This is a genomic window from Hamadaea sp., from assembly GCF_013362815.1.
Taxonomy (GTDB): domain Bacteria; phylum Actinomycetota; class Actinomycetes; order Mycobacteriales; family Micromonosporaceae; genus Hamadaea.
This window is the reverse complement of record NZ_JABFVK010000049.1, coordinates 1-22,011: the sequence shown is the minus strand read 5'-3', so window position 1 is coordinate 22,011 and position 22,011 is coordinate 1. Positions and strand designations below refer to the sequence as shown.

At 68.7% G+C, this 22,011-nt stretch carries 18 protein-coding genes; 8 read left to right on the top strand and 10 right to left on the bottom strand.

All coding sequences use genetic code 11. The features are described from left to right. Positions 1-22: 22 nt before the first annotated feature. Positions 23-586, bottom strand: a complete 564-nt coding sequence (locus HOV77_RS22465) for an XRE family transcriptional regulator (protein WP_290864697.1) — start codon at positions 584-586, stop codon at positions 23-25. A gap of 77 nt (positions 587-663) precedes the next feature. Here HOV77_RS22465 and HOV77_RS22460 point away from each other — a divergent pair, with 77 nt between their 5' ends. Together HOV77_RS22460 and HOV77_RS22455 are read left to right on the top strand one after the other, a co-directional pair. Then, positions 664-1,872 (top strand): benzoate/H(+) symporter BenE family transporter, encoded by a 1,209-nt coding sequence (locus HOV77_RS22460; protein ID WP_290864695.1) that lies wholly within the window; start codon positions 664-666, stop codon positions 1,870-1,872. 24 nt (positions 1,873-1,896) lie between these two features. Then, positions 1,897-3,837, top strand: a complete 1,941-nt coding sequence (locus HOV77_RS22455; protein WP_290864693.1) for an alpha-glucuronidase — start codon at positions 1,897-1,899, stop codon at positions 3,835-3,837. Positions 3,838-3,966: 129 nt separating this feature from the next. On the opposite strand, the gene HOV77_RS22450 is transcribed toward HOV77_RS22455, so the two are convergent. The 6 genes from HOV77_RS22450 to HOV77_RS22425 all read right to left on the bottom strand — a co-directional run bounded on the left by HOV77_RS22450 (position 3,967) and on the right by HOV77_RS22425 (position 11,736). After that, positions 3,967-5,997: a beta-galactosidase gene (locus tag HOV77_RS22450; RefSeq protein WP_290864691.1), complete on the bottom strand. Its 2,031-nt coding sequence runs from the start codon at positions 5,995-5,997 to the stop codon at positions 3,967-3,969. After that, positions 5,994-6,677, bottom strand: a complete 684-nt coding sequence (locus tag HOV77_RS22445; protein ID WP_290864688.1) for a hypothetical protein — start codon at positions 6,675-6,677, stop codon at positions 5,994-5,996. The genes HOV77_RS22450 and HOV77_RS22445 overlap by 4 nt, the downstream gene beginning before the upstream one ends. Beyond that, positions 6,674-8,194 (bottom strand): xylan 1,4-beta-xylosidase, encoded by a 1,521-nt coding sequence (locus HOV77_RS22440; protein WP_290864686.1) that lies wholly within the window; start codon positions 8,192-8,194, stop codon positions 6,674-6,676. Before HOV77_RS22440 ends, HOV77_RS22445 begins: the two co-directional genes overlap by 4 nt. Positions 8,195-8,196: 2 nt before the next feature. After that, complete coding sequence (locus tag HOV77_RS22435) at positions 8,197-9,840, bottom strand: extracellular solute-binding protein (RefSeq protein WP_290864685.1); 1,644 nt, start codon at positions 9,838-9,840, stop codon at positions 8,197-8,199. A 64-nt stretch (positions 9,841-9,904) separates the two neighbouring features. Beyond that, positions 9,905-10,831 (bottom strand): carbohydrate ABC transporter permease, encoded by a 927-nt coding sequence (locus tag HOV77_RS22430; protein ID WP_290864683.1) that lies wholly within the window; start codon positions 10,829-10,831, stop codon positions 9,905-9,907. Continuing rightward, positions 10,828-11,736: an ABC transporter permease subunit gene (locus HOV77_RS22425; protein WP_290864681.1), complete on the bottom strand. Its 909-nt coding sequence runs from the start codon at positions 11,734-11,736 to the stop codon at positions 10,828-10,830. Before HOV77_RS22425 ends, HOV77_RS22430 begins: the two co-directional genes overlap by 4 nt. A gap of 172 nt (positions 11,737-11,908) precedes the next feature. Here HOV77_RS22425 and HOV77_RS22420 point away from each other — a divergent pair, with 172 nt between their 5' ends. Further along, positions 11,909-12,895 (top strand): acetylxylan esterase, encoded by a 987-nt coding sequence (locus HOV77_RS22420; RefSeq protein WP_290864679.1) that lies wholly within the window; start codon positions 11,909-11,911, stop codon positions 12,893-12,895. Between the two features lie 53 nt (positions 12,896-12,948). Here the strand turns inward: HOV77_RS22420 and HOV77_RS22415 are convergent, their stop codons facing one another. After that, entirely contained in the window at positions 12,949-13,641 is a 693-nt protein-coding gene (locus HOV77_RS22415; protein ID WP_290864676.1) for a helix-turn-helix domain-containing protein, read from the bottom strand. A 58-nt stretch (positions 13,642-13,699) separates the two neighbouring features. Here HOV77_RS22415 and HOV77_RS22410 point away from each other — a divergent pair, with 58 nt between their 5' ends. Then, positions 13,700-14,164, top strand: a complete 465-nt coding sequence (locus tag HOV77_RS22410; RefSeq protein ID WP_290864674.1) for a pyridoxamine 5'-phosphate oxidase family protein — start codon at positions 13,700-13,702, stop codon at positions 14,162-14,164. Next, the gene (locus HOV77_RS22405) at positions 14,161-14,811 is read left to right on the top strand and encodes an alpha/beta hydrolase (protein WP_290864672.1); all 651 of its coding nucleotides are present in this window, start codon (positions 14,161-14,163) and stop codon (positions 14,809-14,811) included. Before HOV77_RS22410 ends, HOV77_RS22405 begins: the two co-directional genes overlap by 4 nt. Positions 14,812-14,892: 81 nt before the next feature. On the opposite strand, the gene HOV77_RS22400 is transcribed toward HOV77_RS22405, so the two are convergent. Then, entirely contained in the window at positions 14,893-16,284 is a 1,392-nt protein-coding gene (locus HOV77_RS22400; protein WP_290864670.1) for a cellulase family glycosylhydrolase, read from the bottom strand. Positions 16,285-16,374: 90 nt separating this feature from the next. Between HOV77_RS22400 and HOV77_RS22395 the strand changes: the two genes are divergently transcribed. Together HOV77_RS22395 and HOV77_RS22390 are read left to right on the top strand one after the other, a co-directional pair. Next, complete coding sequence (locus HOV77_RS22395) at positions 16,375-17,412, top strand: LacI family DNA-binding transcriptional regulator (RefSeq protein WP_290864668.1); 1,038 nt, start codon at positions 16,375-16,377, stop codon at positions 17,410-17,412. Between the two features lie 97 nt (positions 17,413-17,509). Next, positions 17,510-18,739, top strand: a complete 1,230-nt coding sequence (locus HOV77_RS22390; RefSeq protein WP_290864666.1) for an NAD(P)/FAD-dependent oxidoreductase — start codon at positions 17,510-17,512, stop codon at positions 18,737-18,739. Positions 18,740-18,760: 21 nt separating this feature from the next. Here HOV77_RS22390 and HOV77_RS22385 read toward each other — a convergent pair whose 3' ends face one another. After that, a complete protein-coding gene (locus tag HOV77_RS22385) occupies positions 18,761-19,210 on the bottom strand; it encodes a hypothetical protein (RefSeq protein WP_290864664.1) in 450 nt (149 codons plus the stop codon). A gap of 117 nt (positions 19,211-19,327) precedes the next feature. Between HOV77_RS22385 and HOV77_RS22380 the strand changes: the two genes are divergently transcribed. Then, positions 19,328-22,011 (top strand): AfsR/SARP family transcriptional regulator (locus tag HOV77_RS22380; protein ID WP_290864663.1); only part of this gene is annotated, 2,684 nt, incomplete at its 3' end.

The following is a 22,011-nucleotide window of genomic DNA, read 5'->3' as shown; positions in this document are numbered from 1 at the left end:
ACGGGCACAACCGGTTAACGGGTCACGGGACCGGCCGGGGATAGCGGATCAGCAGGCTGGCCTGCACGATCTCGTCGCCGACGGCGGCGTACACGTGCGGGACGTCCGAGGTCCAGCTGAAGTGCTCGCCGGCCCGCAGCACCTGCGGATCGTCCGCCGGACCGGTACGCAGCGTTCCACTGTAGACGGTGATGTGCTCGGTGACTCCGCGCGGATGGGCGGGCGAGGTCTGCGTACGCCCCGGGTGCACTTCGAGCCGGTAGAGCTCGGAGGTCACCCCGGGGTCGTGGAAGACCTCCAGGAGGGTGCCCCGCACGGCTGCGCCCGGCACGACGGCCGGAGCCGAGCGCCCGGCCGGATCGGTGAGCACCTCGGCCAGCGGCACATCCAGTTGGGTCGCGATCGCGTACAACGTCTCGAGCGTGGGATTGCGCGTGCCGTTCTCCAGGCCGGAGAGGGTGGCCTTGCCGATCCCGGCCGCCCGCGCCAAAGCCGAGAGCGAGAGGCCTCGCCGCTCGCGGAGGTGGCGCAGGCGCTGTCCGACGGCGGCGTTGGCCGAATCGGGGCTGGCGGGCGGCGGGGCCATGGGGCTATCGTGCCAGAGGCGCGATCGTTCCATAAACGGAACGCCTCCTAAACGCAGCGAATCCCGAGGAGAACACCGTGAAGCTGGTGCAACCGATGATGGCCGGAATCGTCACGGCCCTGGTCGGCTTCGCGAGCTCGTTCGCGGTCGTGCTGGCCGGCTTGCGGGCGATGGGGGCCGACGACCGGCAGGCGGCGTCCGGCCTGTTCGCGGTATGCCTCGGCATCGGGATCACGGCGATCGCGTTGTCGCTGCGGTACCGGATGCCGATCACGATCGCGTGGTCGACGCCCGGAGCGGCGCTGCTCGTCACCACGGGATCGGTCGCGGGCGGATTCGCCGCCGCCGAGGGCGCGTTTCTCGTCGCCGGGTTACTCATCGTCCTGGCCGCCTTGTTCCCGGTCCTGAGCCGCTGGATCACGGCCATTCCGGGGCCGATCGCCTCGGCCATGCTGGCCGGCGTACTGCTGGAATTGTGTCTGGCGCCAGCTCACGCGATCGTGCAGGTGCCGCGGCTGGCCGTCCCGGTCGTGCTCGTCTGGGCCGTGCTGTATCGGGTCGCGCGGGCATGGGCGGTGCCGGCGGCGCTGGTCGCGGCCATCGCCGCGATCGCGATCAGCGGCACCGATCACCCGTTGTCCGGCGGGCTGTGGCCGGAGCCGGTGTTCACGATGCCGACCTTCACGGTGCCGGCGTTGGTCAGTGTGGCGGTGCCGTTGTTCCTGGTCACAATGGCCGCGCAGAACATTCCGGGCATCGCGGTCCTCGCCGGGTTCGGCTATCACCCGCCGGTCCGCCCGCTGCTGGCCGCGACGGGCGCGATGAGCATGGGCGCGTCGCTGTTCGGCGGGCACGCGCTCAATCTCGCCGCGATCTCGGCCGCGCTCGCCGCCGGTCCCGAGGGCGGCCCGGATCCGCGGCGGCGCTGGATCGCTTCCACGACAGCGGGTGCGGGCATGATCGGGCTCGGTCTCGCCGGTGGTCTCGCCATGACGTTGGTGACGGTGTCGCCGCCGATCCTCATCGAGGCCGTCGCCGGCTTGGCGCTGCTCGGCGCGTTCGCGAGCGCGCTGGTCGCCGCGGTCACGTCGGCGGAAGGCCGCGACGCGGCCATCGTGACGCTGGTGGTCACGGCCTCCGGGATGAACCTGTTCGGCATCGGGGCGGCCTTCTGGGGGCTGGTCGCGGGGCTGCTCATGCATCTGCTGCACCGGCCACGCCGACGCCCCGCGAGCACGACGGTCGAGCGGGTCGAAATCGAGGCGGCCGAGCCCGTCGCGCGCTGACTTCTTCCGGTAGATTTCCGGTCGATGATCCCCGACGTCCATCCGGCGTGGTTGCCCGCCGAGGCTTTCCGCGCGCTCGGCTCCCGCCGGGTCCAGGTCCGCGGTGACGGCCTGCTTCTCGATACGGTACGCACAGAGGTGTCCACGGCGGCCCGCCGGTTCGGTGGGGCGCTGGCCGACGCGGGTCCGTGCGACTTGTCGTTCGCCGTCTCGTCGCAGGCCGACCTGGCGCCCGAGGAGTTCACCTATGCCCGGGGCGACGGGGTGACCGTCGTCCGTGCGGCCGACCCGGCCGGGCTGCTGCACGGGTTCTTCCACGTCGTACGGCAGGGGGAGCGGGCGTTCGCCGGGGACTTCGACGAACGGCACGCCCCGGCGTTGCCGATCCGGCTGGTGTCCCATTGGGACAATGTGGACGTTCATCCGGTGATGGGCCAGGTCGAGCGGGGGTACGCCGGTGGCTCGATCTTCTGGTCGGCGGGCCGCCTGCGGGAGGACCTGAGCCGGGTGCGGGCGTACGCACGGCTGCTGGCGGCCGGTGGGATCAATGCGGTCGCGGTCAACAACGTCAACGTGCACGAGACCGAGGCGCAGCTGCTGACCGACCGGCTGGGCGAGGTCGCCGCGCTGGCCGAGCAGTTCCGGGCGTACGGGATCCGGGTGCACCTGAGCGTCAACTTCGCCGCCCCGATGGCGCTGGGCGGGCTGCCCACCGCCGATCCGCTGGACGAACGCGTACGCGCTTGGTGGATGCAGGCGACCCAAGCCGTGTACGCCCGCATCCCGGACTTCGGCGGGTACGTCGTGAAGGCCGATTCGGAGGGCCAGCCCGGCCCGTCCGCGTACCACCGTAGTCACGCCGATGGAGCGAACCTGCTCGCCGAGGCGCTGACCCCGTTCGGCGGGGTCGTGCACTGGCGGGCGTTCGTCTACAACCATCGGCAGGACTGGCGGGATCGCTCGACCGATCGGGCGCGCGCGGCGTACGACCACTTCACGCCACTGGACGGCCGGTTCGCGCCGAACGTGATCCTGCAGGTCAAGCACGGCCCGATGGACTTCCAGGTACGCGAGCCGGTGTCGCCGCTGATCGGGGCGATGCCCTCGACCCGGGTGGCGGTCGAGGTGCAGGCGACGCAGGAGTACACCGGGCAGCAGCGGCACGTGTGCTACCTGGGTCCGATGTGGAGCGAGGTGCTGCGGTTCCCGCTGGGACGGCCGGTGGCCGACCTCGTGCAGGGCATGGTGACCGTGGCCAACGTCGGCGACGACCCGTTCTGGACCGGTCATCCGCTCGCCCAGGCGAACCTGTACGCGGCGGCCCGGCTCGGCTGGAACCCGCGGCTCGACCCGCTGGCGCTGCTCGACGAGTGGATCGCGCTGACCTTCCCGGGCCACGATCCGGCGCTGCGGGAGGCGTTGCGCGCCGTCATGGACGAGTCGTGGCCGGTGTACGAGCGATACACCGCGCCGCTCGGCGTCGGCTTCATGGTCCGCCCCGGCAACCACTACGGGCCGGACGTCGACGGCTACGAGTACACGCCGTGGGGCACCTACCACTTCGCCGACCGCGACGGGATCGGCGTCGACCGTACGCGCGCCACCGGCACCGGATTCACCGGGCAGTACCCGGCTCCGTGGCGGGACGTGTTCGAGTCCCGGGCCGACTGCCCGGACGAGTTGCTGCTGTTCTTCCACCACGTCCCGTACGCCCACCTCCTCCACAATGGATCGACAGTCGTCCAGCACATCTACGACACCCATTTCGCCGGGGTCGAACGCGTCGAGGCGATGATCCTGCGATGGCAGCGCGTGGCCGGGCTGGTCGAGGAGGCGGTCGCGACCCGGATCTCCGAGCGGCTGGCCGAGCAGCTGCGGTCGGCGGAGGAGTGGCGCGACCAGATCAACACGTACTTCTACCGGAAGTCCGGCGTACCGGACGCGCGAGGACGCCGGATCTACTGACACGTGCGGCCAAGATCGTCGGATGCCGACGATCCAGGCGGAGTTGATCACGAGGTCGGGGGCGGCGACACGCCGTCGAGGGGGACCGTAGGTTCATGATCAACGCGGAGAGCGGAAACGGTGCAGGGTTCAGGGATCGACGCGGAGGACGAGGACGTCGGAAGGTGCGAGACGAAGGGGGTCGCCGAGGGTGAAGCGGATCCCGGTCAGCAGGTCGACGCCCGAGACGGCGGCGGGTAGCGAGACAGCGACGGCAGAGTGGTTGAGCACGAACAGAATGGTCCGGCCGTCGGGCGCGACCCGGCGAGCCACCTCCACATCGGACAACGAGGATGAGGAGGCGTACAGGCCGATGACCCCGTGGCGGTCGAGCGCCTGACGGACGACCCAGGACACCCCGGCCTGATCCAGCCCCGCTCCGACGTACCACGCATCCCCAGCCCCGTACGCGTTGCGGGTGACGGCCGGGGTTCCGGCGTACCAGTCGGCTTGGTAGGTGCCGACGACCGACGCCCCCTGCGGGATGACGAGTTCGAAGAGCAGCCGGGAGTCGACGGTCACTCCGTCGGCCAGCTGGACCGGGTTCACGAACGACGCCTCGCGCGCGTCCCACTCGTCCACGCGTACGCCCAGCAGCTCACCGAGCGGGCCGGGAACGTCCATGAGGAAGACGTTGTCGTCGGCGTCGACCCGGCCGGAGAGGAACGTCGTGAGGACCGATCCACCGCGGCGGGCCACGTCTTCCAATCGAGTGGCGATACTTCCCTTGAGCATGTGCAACGCCGGGGCGACCACGACGTCGTAGCGCGACAGGTCGGCGTAGACGGGCACGACGTCCACGTCGACGCCGAGGTCCCACAGCGCCCGGTGGTACGCCAGCACGACTTCCTGATAACGCACCAGCCGGGACGGCCCGTCCGACAGGTCGAGGGCCCACCAGCTGTCCCAGTCGAACAAGATCGCCACCCGAGCCGGCGTACGCGCCCCCAGCGAAACGGAACCGAGCCGGGTCAGTTCCGCGCCGAGCTCCGCGACCTCGGTGAACACGCGGGTGTCGGACCGCCCGGCGTGGCCGATGACGGCGCCGTGGTACTTCTCGGACGCGCCCCGATTGGCCCGCATCTGGAAGAACAGCACGGCGTCCGCTCCGTGGGCGACCGCCTGCCAGCTCCACAGCCGCATGATGCCGGGCCGCTTGAGCGGGTTGACGTCCCGGCAGGCGGTGAAACTCGGCGTCTGCTCCATGAGCCAGAACGGCTGCCCGTCCTTGAGCCCGCGCATCAGGTCGTGGGTGAACGCCATCCGCGCCGCCGACTGGTCGTCCGGCGGGTAGTTGTCCCACGACGCGAAGTCGAGGTGCGCCGCCCACCGGTGATAGTCGATCGGCCGGTACATGCCCATGAAGTTCGTCGTCACCGGGGTGTCCGGATCGGACTCGCGGATCGCCGCCTTCTCGTCCACGAAGTTCGCGAGCATCGCGTCGGACATGAACCGCAGGTAGTCCAGCGTGATGCCCTGGAACGCGGTGTGGTCGGGACCCCGCCAATGCTCGGTCAGCGCCGACGGCGGCTCGATCTCGTCCCAGTCGGTGAACGTGTGCGCCCAGAACGTGGCGCACCAGGCGTCGTTGAGCCGGTCCAGGTCGGCGTACTTCGTGCGGAGCCAGTCGCGGAAACCGGCCGCGCACAGCTCGCAATAACACGCGCCGCCGTACTCGTTGCCGACGTGCCAGGCCACGATCGCCTCGGTCCCGGCGTACCGGCGGGCGATCCGGCGCGCGAGCTCCGCCGACAGCCGCCGGAACACCGGTGAACTCGGGCACGAGTTGTGCCGCTGACCGAACCGGTGCTTGCGGCCATCGAAGTCGACGCGGGTCACTTCCGGATGGGCCTTGGCCAGCCAGGCGGGGTGCGCGCCGGTGCCGGTCGCGAGGCAGATCCGGCGGCCTTCGGCGACCGCTTTGCCGACGACCGCGTCCAAAGTGGAGAAATCGTAGACGTCCTCGGCGGGCTGGGTGAGCGCCCAGTCGAACACGCCGAGCGTCACCGTGTCGATCCCGGCCAGGTCGAACAGCCGGTAGTCCTGCTCCCAGACCTCTTTCGGCCACTGCTCCGGGTTGTAGTCGCCGCCGAACAAGATCTTCGCCGCACTTGGATTCACCGGACGAACTCCGCGCGGATCTCGTCGGTCATCGCCCGGCTCGCGCGGACCAGCCCCAGCACGAACAGGCTCGCGGCCAGCGCCAGCACCGCCTCGGAGAAGAAGACCGTGACGCCCAGGGCCAACACCAGCAGGCTCACCTGCGCCAACGCGCCGCGCCAGCTCTTGATCAAATGGTACGCCGAGAGCCGGGCGACGTCGCGAGCCCGGAAGGCGAACAGCGACGTGATCACGAGCGCGTTCAGCCCCCACGCGATCGCGACGGCCGCCACGACCAGCAGCAACACGGCCCACCAGACCGGCACCCCGGCCGCCTCGCGATGGGTCACGATCACGCCGACGACCGCCAGCCAGGCGAGCAACGGCGTCCACAACCGCAGCACCCCAACGATGTTGGCCCGATAGCCCCGCCAGTACGCCGACGCCGGGCGCAGCTCGGCGAGCGTGTCCCGCCGATGGTGGACGGCGTACAGGCCGGCCGCGACGGCCGGTCCGATCGGGAGCGCGCACAACGCGGCCAGCGGCAGGTTGCTCACGTCCCGGTCCAGCAACAGCAGCAGCGCGTACGCCGGAGCGGTGGTGAGTAGCAGGAGCGCCTCGACCGTGAGCATCGTGTAGACGAACGCGGTGACTCGGGAGAGCGGGCCCTCGCCGAATTCCCGGCGCGCGCTGACCGTCATGACGGGTCTCCGAGCAACCGGCCGTCGTCCCACCACTGTGGAGTCTCGTCGGTCACCGGGCTGATCTCGGCCAGGGTGACCTCGTTCGCGTCGAGCCACAGGTCGAGTTCCACCCGTCCGTCGACGACCGGGAGCCGGGCGTGCCGGCGTACGGGTTCGGCGGTCTCCCGGAGGATGTCGAGCTGCCGGGCGGTGGGTGAAGCCGGGCGGCCCAGCTCACCCCAGGCCGTCCGGACGTTGCCCATGGTCTCGCTGACCGACGAGCGCAGCAGGAACGCCGAATCAACTGGCTGTGTCGATGTCATGGGGATCGACAGTCGCACGTGATGTCCCGCGACGCCCTCGACCGTGCCGTTCACGTCGACAGGCGCCCAGGCCAGCACGGCGATGCGGCCCGATTCGTCGCGCGTGACCAGACAGGAGTCGTCCTGGCACAGGATCGCGCTGCCGAGTCGCTGCATGAAGGCGTACACGTGGAAGGTGGGTTTCTTGATCTGACGATGCGTGAGCAGCCCGAAGCCGCCGTGGAACAGCGTGGCCGGCACCCCCGCCTCCTCGAACATGTCGCTGAACGTCCAGTAGGAGTACGAGTCGGCGTGCTCGCCGCCGCGCGCGATCACGGGCGCGAGGTACGCGGCGTGGAAGGCGGTGTCGTGGATGGGGTTGTCGGGCCGGTAGGAGGAGTTGAACTCGGTGATGTGGACCGGCAGGCCCTCGAACGGCGTGCCGCGCAGCTGCTCGCGGGGCTTGCCGAATTGGTCGAGGAGCGTCGCGGCGGGCGCGAGCGCCTGGTAGACCCCGAACGGGACGTGTTGAGACGGCCCGGAGCTGTACGCGTGCCGGCTGACGAAGTCGACCGGGACGTCCTTCGCGGCGCAGAAGTCGGCGAAGCGGACCATCCACTCGTCGGAACCGGGGGAGATGGCCGGGCCACCGACCTGAAGCCCGGCGTCGATCTCCTTGATCGTGGTCGCGGTGACCTCGTAGAGCTGGTGGTACGCGGCCTCGTCGGCGTCGAGCCAGAAGTCCTTCAGATTGGGCTCGTTCCAGACCTCGATCGGCCAGGTGCGGACCTGATCGAGACCGTAGCGGTCGATGAGATGGCGGATCGTCGCCCGGACGAGATCGGCCCACTCGGCATAGGAGGTGGGCGGAGTGACGTTGCCCTGCCACCAGAACACGGTCTGGCTGCCGGAGGCCAGAGTGGACGGCATGAAGCCGAGCTCCACGAACGGCGCGATCCCCAGCTCCAGGTACGCGTCGACGATCTGATCGACGTAGGTGAAGACGTGCCGGACGTCGCGGCGACCGGCCCATTCGTAGGGCCGGTGCACCCCGACGGCGTCCCCGAGCAGCCCGTGGCCGCGGATGTGCCGGAAGCCGATCTCGCGCTGGATCACGGCGAGGGACTCCTGGTAGTCCCGCCGCAGGGCGAGCGGGAACTCCCCGGTGCCGACGCAGAAGTGCCAGGCGTCGCTCAATGTGCCGACGGGCTGCTCGGGAACGTGGACTGTCATCGTCAGGGGTGCGCCTTCTTGTAGCGGTCGTACGCCTTGTTCGCCAGCTCGATGAACTGGTCGGAGTTCTTGCCCTTCAATTCGGCCACGTACTTGTCCCAGTCGCCGAGCGGGCGCTGGTTGAGGATGAACTTGAGGGTCTGCTGGTTGACGTAGTCTTTGATGCCCGTCTCCCAGAGGGTGGCCTGCTCCCGCTCGTCGGCGCTGAACGGGCGCGGCGGCGGTACGGGCAGGCTCTGCCGGGTGTTCATCTCCTTCTGGAACTCCTTCTCCTCGTCGGAGTAGAAGGACTCCCGCAGCTCGGTGCTGCCGCCGTAGGCGAACACGCCGTTGAAGAAGCCGAAGTCCACCTGCAAGTGCTTGGTGCCCGACGGGTTCAGCCCGACGACGTTGACGTCCGGCGCGAGGGTGCGCTTACCGGAGGCGTCCTTCGTGAACGTGGTGCCTTCGATGCCCCACTTGGCGAACTCCTCGCCCGCGTCGGAGTACCACAGCCAGTCGATGAACTGCATCATCGCGACGAAGTTCTTGCTCTCCAACGCCTTCTTGGAGATCATGATGCCGTTCTCCAGCCGGGCGGTGCCGGGCTTGTTCGGACCGGCCGGGCCGATCGGCCGCGGAATCTTGACCACCGTCGCGCCCGGGATCTTCGCGATGTCCTTGCGCAGCTCGTTGACCAGGGTCTGGGTGTTGCAGCTGATCACGAAGGACTTGCCGTTGGCGAACTTCTGCCGGGCCTGGTCGTCCTGCTGGGTGAAGCTCTCCGGGTCGAGCAGCTTCTCCGAGACCAGCGTGTTCAGGAAGGTCAGCATCTGCTTGTACTGGTCCATCGCGCCGGTGAGCACGAACTTGCCCGCGTCTTTGTCCCACCAGGCGTTCTGGTAGTCCCAGCCGGCGCCGGTGCCGAACGCGTTGCTGAGCAGGGCGAGCAGGTTGTTCGCGCCCGGCTGCGGGGGCGTGGACCACCGGTCGGACATGGGATACTGATCCGGGTACGCCGCCTTCATCGCCTTCAGCACGGCGTGCAGATCGTCCCAGGTCTTCGGGATCTGAAGGTTGAGCTTGGTGAGGATGTCGGTCCGGATGGCTATCGAGTAGTCGACGTAGACCGTCTCATGCACACCGGGCAGCAGGTAGAACTTGCCGTCCTGCTGGCGGTAGGTGTCGAGGTCGCTGTCCAGCTTCCACTTGGCGACCTTGTCCTTGAAGTTCGGCATGAGATCGAGGTAGTCGCTGACCGGCAGGATCGCCCCACCGGCGATGAGCGCCTCCTCGTCGGGGTGGTACGTCTTCGGAATGATCATCGGCGCGTCGCCCGCGCTGACCATGACGCTGCGCTTCTGGTTGTAGTCGCTGCCGGGGACGACCGTCGGCTCCAGGGTGACGTTGGTCCGCTTGGTCAGCTCCGACCAGAACAGCCAGTCCGCCTTGTACGGGTAGGCGGCGTTGCTGAGCAGCATGATGGAGAACTTGAGCGCCTCGGTCGCCTTGAACTGGTCGCCCGCGGCGTACTTGTCCATCGCGCCGGCCTTCTTGCCGGAGAGGTCGGCGTCGCCTTCGTCGTCGTCACCGCAGCCGGCCAACGCGAGCGTGGAGGCGGCGGCGCCGGCGGCGAGGAGCACCTGGCGCCGGGAGAGCTGGTACATGGTCACTCCATTTCATGGGGCGTTTCATGGGGTGTTTTCCTGCAGTGCTGTTCCGTGGAGCGCGCTACCCCTTGACCGCCCCGAGCATCACGCCCGAGACGAAGTAGCGCTGGATGAAGGGATAGACGAGCATGATCGGCAAAACCGTGAGGACAATCGTCACCGACTGGATGTTGGCGGCGATCTGCAGCGCGGTCTCGCTGGCCGTCCCGACGTCGGAGCCGCCGGTCGCGCCGGCGATCAGGTTGCGCAGGTAGACGGTGACGGGGAACATCTCCGAGCGGTCCAGGTAGAGGAACGCCGAGAACCAGGAGTTCCAGAAGGAGACCGCGTAGAACAGCACCATCGTGGCGAGCATGGCCTTGGACAGGGGAAGCACGATCCGCAGCAGGGTCTGGTACGTGTTGAGGCCGTCGACGGCGGCGGCCTCCTCCAGCTCGACCGGCATCGACTCGAAGAACGACTTCATGACGAGCAGGTTGAACACGCTGATCGCATTGGGCAGCACGATCGCCCAGATGGTGTTGCGCAGACCGAGCCCGCTGACCAGGACGTAGTTCGGGATGAGCCCGCCGTTGAAGAACATCGTGAAGACGGCCAGACCGACCAGCACCGACCGGCCGCGCAGGTGCTTCTTGGACAGCACGTACGCGTAACAGACCGTGAGCACCATGGAGATCGCGGTCGCCACCACGGTGTAGTAGATGGTGTTCCGGTAGTTCGTCCAGAACATCGGGTCGGACATGACCCGGCGGTACGTCGTGAGGTTGAACCCGCGCGGCAGCAGGTTCACCTGGCCGGAGCGGATGTAGTCCTCGGCGCTGAACGACCGCGCCAGAATGTTGATCAGCGGGTACAGGGTCAGGACGACGACACCGGTCAGCACCAGTGCGTTCACACCTTGGAAGACTCGGTAGCCGCGACTGGGTCGTTGGCCCTTGTTGGGCTTGGCGGGCGTGCTCGCGAGCGTCTCGGGAGCCTCGACGGTCACCACAGGCTCGTCCCAACTGTGCGGCGGGAGATCGCGTTGGCCGACAGGACCAGTACCAGCCCGATGACCGACTCGAACAGCCCGATGGCGGCGGCGTAACTGAAACTCCCGGAGACCACGCCGACCCGGTAGAGGTAGGTCGCGACGACGTCGGCGGTCGGATAGGTCAGCGGGTTGTAGAGCAGCAGGATCTTCTCGAACCCGACCGCCATGAAGGTGCCGATGTTGAGGATCAGCAGGGTCACCATGGTCGGCCGGATGCCCGGCAGCGTCACGTGCCAGGTCTGCTGCCAGCGGTTGGCCCCGTCGATCCGGGCCGCCTCGTAGAGGTCGGGGTCGATCGTGGTCAGCGCGGCGAGGTAGAGGATGGTGCCCCAGCCGATCGTCTGCCACGCCTCCGAGCTCACGTAGATGGTGCGGAACCAGCCCGGCTGCTGGAGGAACGGCACCGCCTCCTGGCCCAGCGCCTTCAGCCCCTGGTTCACGATGCCGTCGACCGAGAGCACCTGGAAGACGATGCCGGCCACGACCACGATGGACAGGAAATGCGGCAGGTACGAGATGGTCTGCACCAAGCGCTTGAGGGCGCGGGTGCGTACCTCGTTGAGGAGCAGCGCGAGCACGACCGGTAGCGGGAACAACACCACGAGCGTCAGCCCGCCGATGATCAGCGTGTTGGTGAAGACCTGCCAGAAGGTGGGGTCGCTCCAGAACATCTGGAAGTAGTGCAGCCCCACCCAACGCTCGCCGAAGATGTCGCCGCCGGGCCGGTAGCGCCGGAAGGCGATCACGTTTCCGAGCATCGGCAGGTAGCGGAAGACCACGAAGAACAACAGGGGCAGGATCGCCAGTGAGTAGAGCTGCCAGTCGCGGCGTAACGCCTGGCGCCAGGTCCGCGCAGCCATCGCATCCTCGAAAATTTCCGATAATTGCCCGTTACATTTGGCGGCACAGTAGGCGTCCCGAGTCAGCCATGTCAAGGTCTTCTGGACGCCGTTCACATATGTGGACAGCACATTGGATGTTGGAGGAGGTGTTACAGTTCTCCGAAACTTCCGAACCGATTAGGAAAGTTTCATGGCGTTGTTCGACCTTCCGCTCGATCAGCTTCAGCGATACGCGCCCGAGGTCGCCGAACCGGCGGACTTCGCGGAGTTCTGGGCGGCGACGCTGGCCACGGCGGCCGCCAAGCCGGTGCTGATCGACGTCCGACCGGAGCCGTCAGACCTCGCCCTGATCGAGTGCTGGGACGTCACCTTCGCGGGCTTCGGGGGCGACCCGATCCGGGCCTGGTACTCCCGGCCGGCCGGGGTCTCGTCGGAGCTCCCGGCCGTCGTGGAGTTCCTCGGGTACGGACGCGGCCGCGGCCTGCCGCACGAACGCCCGACCTACGCCGCCGCCGGATATGCCCACCTGCTGATGGACAGCCGCGGCCAAGGCGGGCAGTACGGCAATGGTGGTGACACGCCGGATCCGGGCGCTACGGCGTACGGGGGACCCGGGCCGGTGACTCGGGGATTGCTGGACCCGGCCGAGTTCTACTATCGCCGGTTGATCACGGACGCCGTTCGCGCCGTCGAGGCGGTCCGGGCGTTGCCGGGAGTCGATCCGTCTCGCGTCGCCGTGGCCGGGAACAGCCAGGGCGGTGGCTTGGCCCTCGCCGTCTCAGGGCTGGTCGGCGACCTCGCGGCGGTGCTGACGACCGCGCCGTTCCTGTGCCACATCCAGCGCGCCATCGAGATCACCGACGCCGACCCGTACGCCGAGGTCGTGCGATTCCTCGCGGTCCATCGGGAAGCCGAGGACGTCGTCCGGCGTACGCTGTCGTATGTGGACGGCGTGTCGTTCGCCCGGCGGGCGGTCGCTCCGGCGCAGTTCGGGGTGGGGCTGCGCGACACGGTCTGCCCGCCGAGCACGGTGTTCGCCGCCGCGAACCAGTACGCCGGCGAGCACGAGATCCACGTGTACCCGTTCAACCACCACGAAGGCGGCGAGGCTGTCCACGTGCGGCGGCAACTTCGCTGGCTCCGCCGGCGTTTTTTTGGCGCTGGATCAGGGTTCTAGGCCGAATCTTGAGCGCTGATCGACCCAGATCCGTGATCTGGCTCAGCGCCGCCTCACCCCGTGACGGTGGCCGGGCGCGGGAAGAGCCGGACGAACCGCTCGGCGGCCCGGCGATCCCCGCTGACCTGCACCTCTTCGGTGAGCGATCGGCCACCTTCGGTCGATGGCCGCGCGCCTTCAGTCAGTGGCCGGCCACCGAACACGACTGCGCGCACGGCGGCGACGCTGCCGGTGATGACCGCATCGGGTGCGGTCGCAATACCTCGCGCAACTTTGAAAGTGCCGTCCTGGATCGACGCACGGAAGACGTCGTCGTCCAGGCGTAGCTCGAACGTGCCGTCCCGCTTCGTCTTCGAGGCGTCGGGGTCGAACGTCGTCCGCAAGGCGAGGACGAACGCGTCCGCACTCATCGGGGTCTCCGCCGACGGCAACGGCAACCGGCTGCCGAAGGTCGCGAGGGAGATCAGCACGGGATCGAGCAACGCCCCCAACTCGGTCAGCTCGTACGCCGTCGCGCTCACCGGCGGGCCGAGCCGCCTCTTGCGTACGACCCCGGACTCTTCGAGCTCCCGGAGCCGCTGGGAGAGCACGTTCTGGCTCAACCCGGGCAGCCCCCGGCTCAGCTCGGTGAACCGCTTCGGCCCGAGCAGCAATTCGCGCACGACGAGCAGGGCCCATCGTTCCCCGACGACGCCGAGCGCCCGGGCCACTCCGCACGGATCGTCGAACCTTCGTTTACCTGCCACGAAGAAATCATAGTGCTCCCTCTTGCATTCTGGTAGTGGATACTCCTAATTTAGGAGTATGGAGATGAAGCAAGGAAACCTCGGACTGCTGACGACCGACCTCGCCCAGCGGCTGCTCGCCTCGACCGAGCTCGCGCGGGTGGCGTACGTGGCGAAGGACGGCACGCCTCGCGTCTTCCCGGTGATGTTCCACTGGACCGGCGACGAGCTGGTCTTCGGCACGTTCGCGGGCAGCGCCAAGATCATCGCGTTGCGCGCCCGCCCCGCGATGGCGATCACCATCGACACGCCCGGCCCCCCGCCGGAAGTCCTGCTGCTGCGCGGCCAGGCCACGGTGACCGAGGTCGAGGGCATCGTTCCCGAGTACGTTGCAGCGCACCACCACTACTACGGACCCGAGCAGGGCGCGCGCAACATCGCGGATGTCGAACAGTCTGGGCGGAAGATGGTCCGCATCGGCCTGAAGCCCGACTGGGTCGGCACGCTCGACTTCGTCAGCCGGTTCCCGGGGGCGCTGTCGTGACCGACTTCGTCCTCATCCCGGGGGCCGACGGCCAGGCTTGGTACTGGCATCGCGTCCTCCCGCTTCTGCAGGCTGAAGGCCACGACGCGGTCGCGGTGGATCTGCCGCAGTCGGACGACGCGGGCTACGACGAGTACGCCGAGGCCATCCACCAAGCGATGATCGGACGCCCGAATCCGGTGTTGGTGGCGCAGTCGCTCGCCGGATTCCTCGCCCCCGTCGTCGCCGCGCGTACGCCGGTCGCCGGGATCGTGCTCGTCAACGCCATGGTCCCGGCACCGGGGGAGTCGGCCGGTGAATGGTGGGCGAACGTCGGTCACGACGAAGCGCGCCAGGGCAGGCAGTTCGATCTGCTCGAGGACTTCTTCCACGACGTGCCTGCGGAGATCACCGCCGAAGCGACATCGCGTACGCCCACCGGCCCGTCGGAGCGGCTGTTCACCCAGCCGTGGCCGTTGTCGTCGTGGCCCGACGTGCCGACCACCTTCTTACAGGGCGTGGACGACCGGTTCTTCCCGCTGGAGTTCCAGCGCCGTCTCGTTCGCCGGCGACTGGGTCTCGACGTCGTCGAGATCCCGGGCGGCCACCTGGGCGCCCTGAGCTGCCCCGAGTCCCTCGCGAACCACCTGACAAAGTGGAGTGGGTGAGGGGTGTCCACGATCATGGTCAATTTCGTCGCCGTGGCAAACCAGAAATGACCATGATCATGGACGGCCCGGGAGAACGCGTCAGCTAGCTGAGCACGACACCGCCGGTACGGCGTTGGTGCCGTTCCACGACCCGAGGAACCCGAAGCTGGTGCTGCCCGCCGCGGCGAGGCTGCCGTTGTAGCTCACGTTCCGGGCGGTGACGGACGCTCCGCTGGTGGTCGGCGTGGCGCTCCACATCTGAGTGACCGTCTGGCCGTTGGCGAACGTCCAGCTGACCGCCCAGCCGCTGATGGCGGCGCTGCCCGCGGTGACCTTGACGTCGGCTTGGAAGCCACCTGGCCACGAGTTGACGATGGTATAAGTCGCCGTGCACGTCTTGCCTCCGCTGGACGTGGGCGAGGTGCTGGGCGAGGCGGACGGTGACCGCGACGGCGAAACGGACGGCGAGGGGGAGGCCGAGGCCGAGGCGGACGTCGACGCCGACGGCGAGGTGACGCCGCTGAAGATGGTGGCTTCCTTCGCGGTGGCCTTGATGCCGTTGGTCCCGTTGAAGATCCGCTGGCCCCAAGTGGTGAGCTGCGCCGGGTTGAAGCTCGTCGCCATGTCCAGGATCGGATCGGTGTTGCCGCTCCACGACCAGCCGAGGTAGCCGAGGCCGCGGGCCTGTGCCTGGGCCAGGATCGTCTCGTGGTCGACCTCGCCGGAGCTGAACTGCCAGCCGAACTCGCCGATCACCAGCGGCAGCCCCATCGTCTGGAACGCGTCGAAGTACGACGTGATCGTCGAGGCCTGGCTGTAGACGCTGTACATGTGGATGGAGAACAGCGTGTTCTTCAGGGTGTCGGCGTTCCAGATCGTCTGCGCGTTGTCCCGCATGACGTTCTGCCAGTCCTGGCCCCAGTTCGGGGCGTCGACCATCAGCATGTGCTCGAAACCGTTGCTGCGCATCTTCTTCACGGCGTTCGAGGTCGCGTCGATCCACTGGCTCGGGTTGGTGTTGCCGATCGGCTCGTTGCCGATGTTGATGATGACGTAGTTCTCCTGGCCGACCAGTACGCTCTTCTGGGTGATCCAGTAGTTGACCGCCTCGTCGAGGGTCGCGGCCGCGCCGTCTTCGCCGTATCCGGTCGTGTCGTGCACTTCCAATACGCAGATCAGCTTGTTCTGCTTGCACAGGCTGATGACGTTGGCGACGTCGCTCGACGGGCCCCAGCGCTTGCCGCTGCCGAGCACGACGCGGATCGTGTTGGCGCCCAAGGCTTTGACGTTGGCGAACGAACTGGTCTGGCTGGTGTACCAGACGTGCGGGTGGTTGACCCCGCGCATGATGAAGTTCTGGCCGTTGGCCTCGACGACGTTCCGGCCACTGATGTGCAGCCCGGTGGCTGCGTACGCGGGCGGAGCGAACACGAACAACGACGCGGCCGCTGTGAGCGCAGCGGCACTGAGAGCTAGCAGTGCTTTCTTCATGGCCCTTCCTCGGTTGTAACGTTTGTAATTTCCGTGGAGGCTGTGAACGATACGCTTCTATGTTCCACGGTGGCAATCGGGGGAGGTGCCATGACTGGCCGGAATCGCCGGAGTGGTATGCGTGAAGTCGCGCAAGCGGCCGGAGTCTCGGTCTCCACAGTGGCCAATGTGCTGAGCCGGCCGGCGATCGTGGCTCCCGAGACGCGGCAACGCGTCGAGGCGGCGATCGCCGGAGTCGGTTACGTGCCCCACGGCCCGGCGCGTCAGCTGCGCGGCGTACCGAGTCCCATGGTCGGCAGCATCACGCTGGATCTGGCCAATCCGTTCTACGCCGAGGTCAATCGCGGCATCGAGGACCGGCTCGCCCCCGAGGGCTGCCTCCTCCTGGCGGGCAGCACCGATCTCCGCGAGGACAAGGAGACGCGCCTACTCCGTCTGCTGCAGGCGCAGGCCGTCCGCGGCGTCATCATCTCCCCGTTCGGGACCGACCTGTCGCGACTGCTGGCGCTGAGCCGTCAGGGCACGCCGGTCGTCCTGGTCGATCATCCCGGTGACGGGCTCGGTCTCTGCGCGGTCGGCGCGGACGACGTCCTCGGTGGACGGCTCGCGGGCGAGCACCTGCTCGCGCTGGGCCACCGGCGGATCGCGTACCTCGGGGACTCGGTCAATCCGGCTCCCGTGGCGGGGCGTCGCGAAGGTCTGCGCCAGGCGCTCGCCGGATTCGGGCTCGATCCGTCCGCCGCGCTGCTCGACCTTCGCCTCCAGCTGCGGCCGCCCTCGCTCACCGAAGCCGCGGCGGCGGCCGCTGAGCAGATCCTGTCCGCGTCACCCCCGGTCACGGCGGTGGTCTGCCTCAACGACACCGCCGCCCTCGGGCTGCTCGACGGTCTTGAAGATCAAGGGGTACGCGTACCGCAGGATCTGTCGGTGGTCGGTTACGACGACCTCTCCTTCGCGCGCAGGTTGACCCCACCGCTGACCACCGTCCGGCAGTCGCCTTATCGGCTCGGTGAGACGGCGGCCGACCTGTTGCTCGACGAGGCGCGGGACAGGCACGAACACCGGCAGGTCCGGCTGGAACCCGAGTTGGTCGTCCGAGCCTCGACCGCCCCGCCCTACGCCCCCTGAGACTCCGCAGCGATTCAGCGCGATCTATCGACATGCTCCCTTGTGGACAGGTGCGCGTATCGTCGGGCACGCGTATGGGGGCGGGTGGAGAGTGAGCATGAGCAGATTGACGGTGGCGGTGGCGGGCGCCGGCTTAGGCGGCCTGTGCCTGGCGCAGGGGTTGCAGCGAGCCGGCGTCGACGTTCGAGTCTACGAACGGGATGCAGCCGCAGATGGCCGCAGGCAAGGCTACCGTCTGCACGTGGATGCGCGTGCGGGCACGTCGTTGCGTGACTGCCTGCCGTCGGAGCTGTTCGGATTGGTCCTCGCGACGGCGAGCACGCCGAGCAGGGGCTTCACGGTGATGAACTCCCGGCTGCGGATTCTGCATGAGACGAGCGTCGGTTCGACCGGCGATCCCTACGCGGCTGAGACGCTGTCCACGTCGGTGAACCGCGCGACGCTACGCGAAATCCTGACTACCGGGTTGGCCGACCGGATCACCTACGGGAGCGAGGTTTCCGGATTCGAACAGGATGACACCGGAGTGACCGTATTGTTTGCCGATGGGTCGAGCGAGCGATCCGACGTCCTGGTCGGGGCCGACGGCGTCAACTCCGCCATACGCTCCCGGCTCCTGCCGGCGGCGAGAGTGCACGACACCGGTAATCGCATCATCTACGGCAAAACCCTCCTCGACGATCGCACCGTGGCCCTCGTCCCGCCGGCTCTGCTCAATGGGTTCACCGCCATCGTCGGCGGACACGTCGGGCTGGCCACCGGAATGATGCGATTCCGGCACCGACCCGATCGGGCCGTGGAGGCACTGGGATCGGTCGCCCGTCTGACGGCCGCCGACGACTATCTGATGTGGGCCGTTTCGGCGCCGGCAGCCCAGTTCACGGTGCCCGACCCGGCGACGGCCTCGATGGACGCAGCACAGTTGCACGGTGTGGCCTGCGACATGGTGCGCAGCTGGCACCCCCACGTGCGGGCGCTGCTCGATGCGGCGTCGATTCCCGACACATTCCTCATCCGAGTGCGCAGCTCCGAGCGCGTGGCCGCCTGGACGCCCAGCCGAGTGACCCTCCTCGGCGATGCGATCCACGCCATGAGCCCTGCTCGCGGATCGGGCGCCAACACTGCGTTCATGGATGCCGCCATCCTTTGCCGCTCCCTGGCCGACAGCGGCGACAACCCCGTAGCAGCGATCGGGGCCTACGAGGAGCGCATGCGTGATTACGGCTTCGCCGCCGTAGAAGCGTCTCGCAAAGCGGAGACAGCTGCCAGCGGCAACGGCCGACGGCTGCTGCGTTGGCTTGTCGGCCACCTGATCGATCGGCGATAGCCAGATCTGTGGCGAAAGGCCCTAGGCCTCGTTCGTCGCGTGATGACGGTGTGTGCTGTGCGGGAGCATGTACTCCGCCGGGCGCAGCAGCATCACGCCGGCCATCGCGAGGAACATCAGCACGTGACCGGCGGTCGACAGGATCATCCGGTCGATCAAGCCGGCCCACAGGAATGGCAGCAGGACGAGGAACGGGACGTACATCGCCGCCGCCATCTCGGCGATCGGCCGCCAGCCGTGGCGGCGGAACAGCATCCACGCCGTCATCCCGATGACCATCGTCGTCGCCATGACCAGCACCATCACGTCGGCACGCGCGTACGCCTCCGCGGCGCCGAGCGTGTTGAACAGCAGCCGCGCCAGTGGAGCCAACGCCATGCCGATCATCATCGCGATCACCATCTGGGCGTAGTGCCACCAGAATCGGCGCCACGAGCCGCCGTTCGCGAGCGTCTCCGAGACCCTGCCCATGTCGTGCTCCTCCCTCGTCCACCCGATGGTGCTGGGAGTTCGGCGCGAGGGGAAGGGCGATGTCCGGAATCTTGGTCTTGTCTGCCGAAGCCCTGCGGTGTCGGGCACCATCGGGGCATGGAGATCCGCGTGCTCGGTCCGGTCGCGGCGTACGCCGACGGCACCGCGATCACCCTGGGCCCGCGCAAGCGACGGTACCTGCTCGGGCTGCTGGCGTTGGAGGTCAACCGGGCGCTGCCGGTGGACCGCATCGTCGACCTGATGTGGCCGGTCGATCCGCCGCGCACGGCGGTGCACGCCGTCCGGGTGTGCGCCTCCGATCTGCGTACGGCGTTGCAGGGGCGAGCCGAGATCGAGGCACGTGGCGGCGGTTATCTGCTCCGGGCCGACCCGATGACGGTCGACGCCCACCGATTCCAGCACCTCGTCCAGCAGGCGGCGCAGACCGGCGACGACACCGAGACGGTGCGGCTCCTGGAAGACGCGCTGGCGTTGTGGCACGGCGAGGTCCTCGCCGGCGTCGTGCCCGCCGAGGTACGCGAACAGCTCTGCCTCGGGCTCATGCAGGCGCGCATCGAAGCGGTCGACGATCGGGCCGACGCCCTGCTCCGGCTGGGCCGCCAGGCCGAACTGCTCCCGGAGTTGTCGGCGACCGTGGCGGCTGATCCGCTGCGGGAACGTCCGGCCGGGCAACTGATGCTGGCGCTCTATCGGGCCGGGCGCGCCCCGGCGGCGCTGGACGCGTACGCCGTCGTCGAGCGAGCGCTCGCCGAAGAGGTCGGCCTCGATCCCGGTCCGGCGTTGCAGCGCCTTCGGCAGCAGATCCTGACCCGGGATCCCCGTATCGAGCTGCCGCAGCGTACGCTGAGACAGGCTCCCGCAGCGATCCCGTGGTTCGCCGGCCGGGCCGACGAACTGTCCCTTCTGGACAAGCTCCTCGACGAGGGCGTACGCGTAGCGGCGATCAGCGGCACGGGCGGCGTCGGCAAGACTTCGCTCGCGTTGCACTGGGCGCATCGGGTCGCCGGCCGGTTTCCGGACGGCGTACTGCATGCGAACCTGCGTGGCTTCGACGCGGCCGGGCCGGTGCCCGCGTCCGACGTCGTCCGTGACTTCCTCAGCGCGCTCGGGGTGACGCACCCGGACGGCGCGGACGCTCAAGCCGCCGCGTTGCGCAGTCGTCTCGCGGGCCGCCGCATGCTTCTCCTCCTCGACAACGCCGCCTCGGCCGACCAGGTCCGGCCCCTGCTGCCGGGCACGCCAGGGTGCTTCGCGCTCGTCACGAGCCGTCATCGGCTCACCGGTCTCGTGGCGGTCGACGGCGCGACCCCCGTCCCGCTCGAACTTCCGTCGCAGGACGACGCCCGGCTGCTTTTGGCGTATCGCCTGGGTAATCGCGTTGAGACGGAGCCGAAGGCGGCCGACGAGCTGATCGCCGCGTGCGCGCGGTTGCCGCTCGCGCTGGCGGTGGTGGCGGCGCGGGCCGTGACCACCGGGCTGCCGCTGCGCGAGCTGGCCGCGGACCTCGCCGACCTGGACGGATTCGACGGCGGCGATCCGGCTGCCGACGTCCGCGCGGTGCTGTCGTGGTCGTATCGTGCGGTGAGCGAGCCGGCGCGGCGGATGTTTCGGCTGCTCGGGGTGCGTCCCGGCCCGTCGGTCAGTGCGCCTGCGGCCGCGAGCGCCGCCGGATGCACGCTCAGCGAGACGCGCCGGCTGCTCCGCGAACTGGCCACCGCGCAGCTGATCAGTGACGGACCGCGCTTCTCCAGCCACGATCTGCTGATGTTGTACGCCGCGGAGCTGGCCGAGACCGATGAGCAGTCGACGGCCGCACGGCATCGGCTCGTCGACCATTACCTGCACAGTGCGCATGCCAACGCCGCCGTCCTGGACGAGTTCCGGGATCCGCTGGAGGTGTCGCCGCCGGTCGACGGCGTGACGCAGGAGATTGCGGCCGACGACGCGGCGGCGCTCGCGTGGTTCACGACGGAGTACGCCGCCCTCGTCAACGCCGTGCCGCTCGCCGCACAGTCCGGTTTGGACAGAGAGGCTTGGCAGCTGGCCTGTGTCCTGACCGAGGTGTTCGAGCGGCTCGGCCGGTGGGAGGACTGGTCGGCCACGCACGAGATCGCCCTGGCCGCCGCGCGCAGGCTCGGCGATCGCGCCGCCGAAGCGCGGTGCCTGGCCGGATCGGGGCGGGCGGCGATGTGGCGGCGATCGTGGGTGGAGGCGCATGAACGGCTGGGCCTGGCCCTGACCGCGTACGCCGAGATCGGCGACATCGACGGCCTGGCCCGGACCCACCACAATCTCGGTTACCTCCACGAACAGCAGGGCGGCGAACTGACACAGGCGTTGCAGCACAGCGCATCGGCGTTGCACCTGTTCCGCGAGTGCGGCGACGAGCCGGGCGAGGCCCGCGCGCTCAACGCCGTCGGCTGGTACGAGTGCCTGCTCGGGCGGCCGTGGGACGCGGTCACCCATTGCCGGGCCGCGCTGGATCTGCTGCACCGGCTCGGTGATCGGCGGACCGAGGCGTTCACCTGGGACAGCCTGGCCTACGCCTACCTGGCCCTCGGCGAGGTACGCGAGGCGGTCGACTGCCTCGAACACGCGGTCGGGATGCTGGCTGATCTCGGTGATCCCTTCCACGAGGCCGATGCCGCCGACCACCTCGGCGACGCGTACGCCCGGCTCGGCGCGACCGAGGCGGCGGAGCGCTCCTGGCGGCGCGCGGCCGACCGGCTGGACGGCCTGGGCCACGCGCGCGCCGAGGAGGTACGCGCGAAGATCAGCAG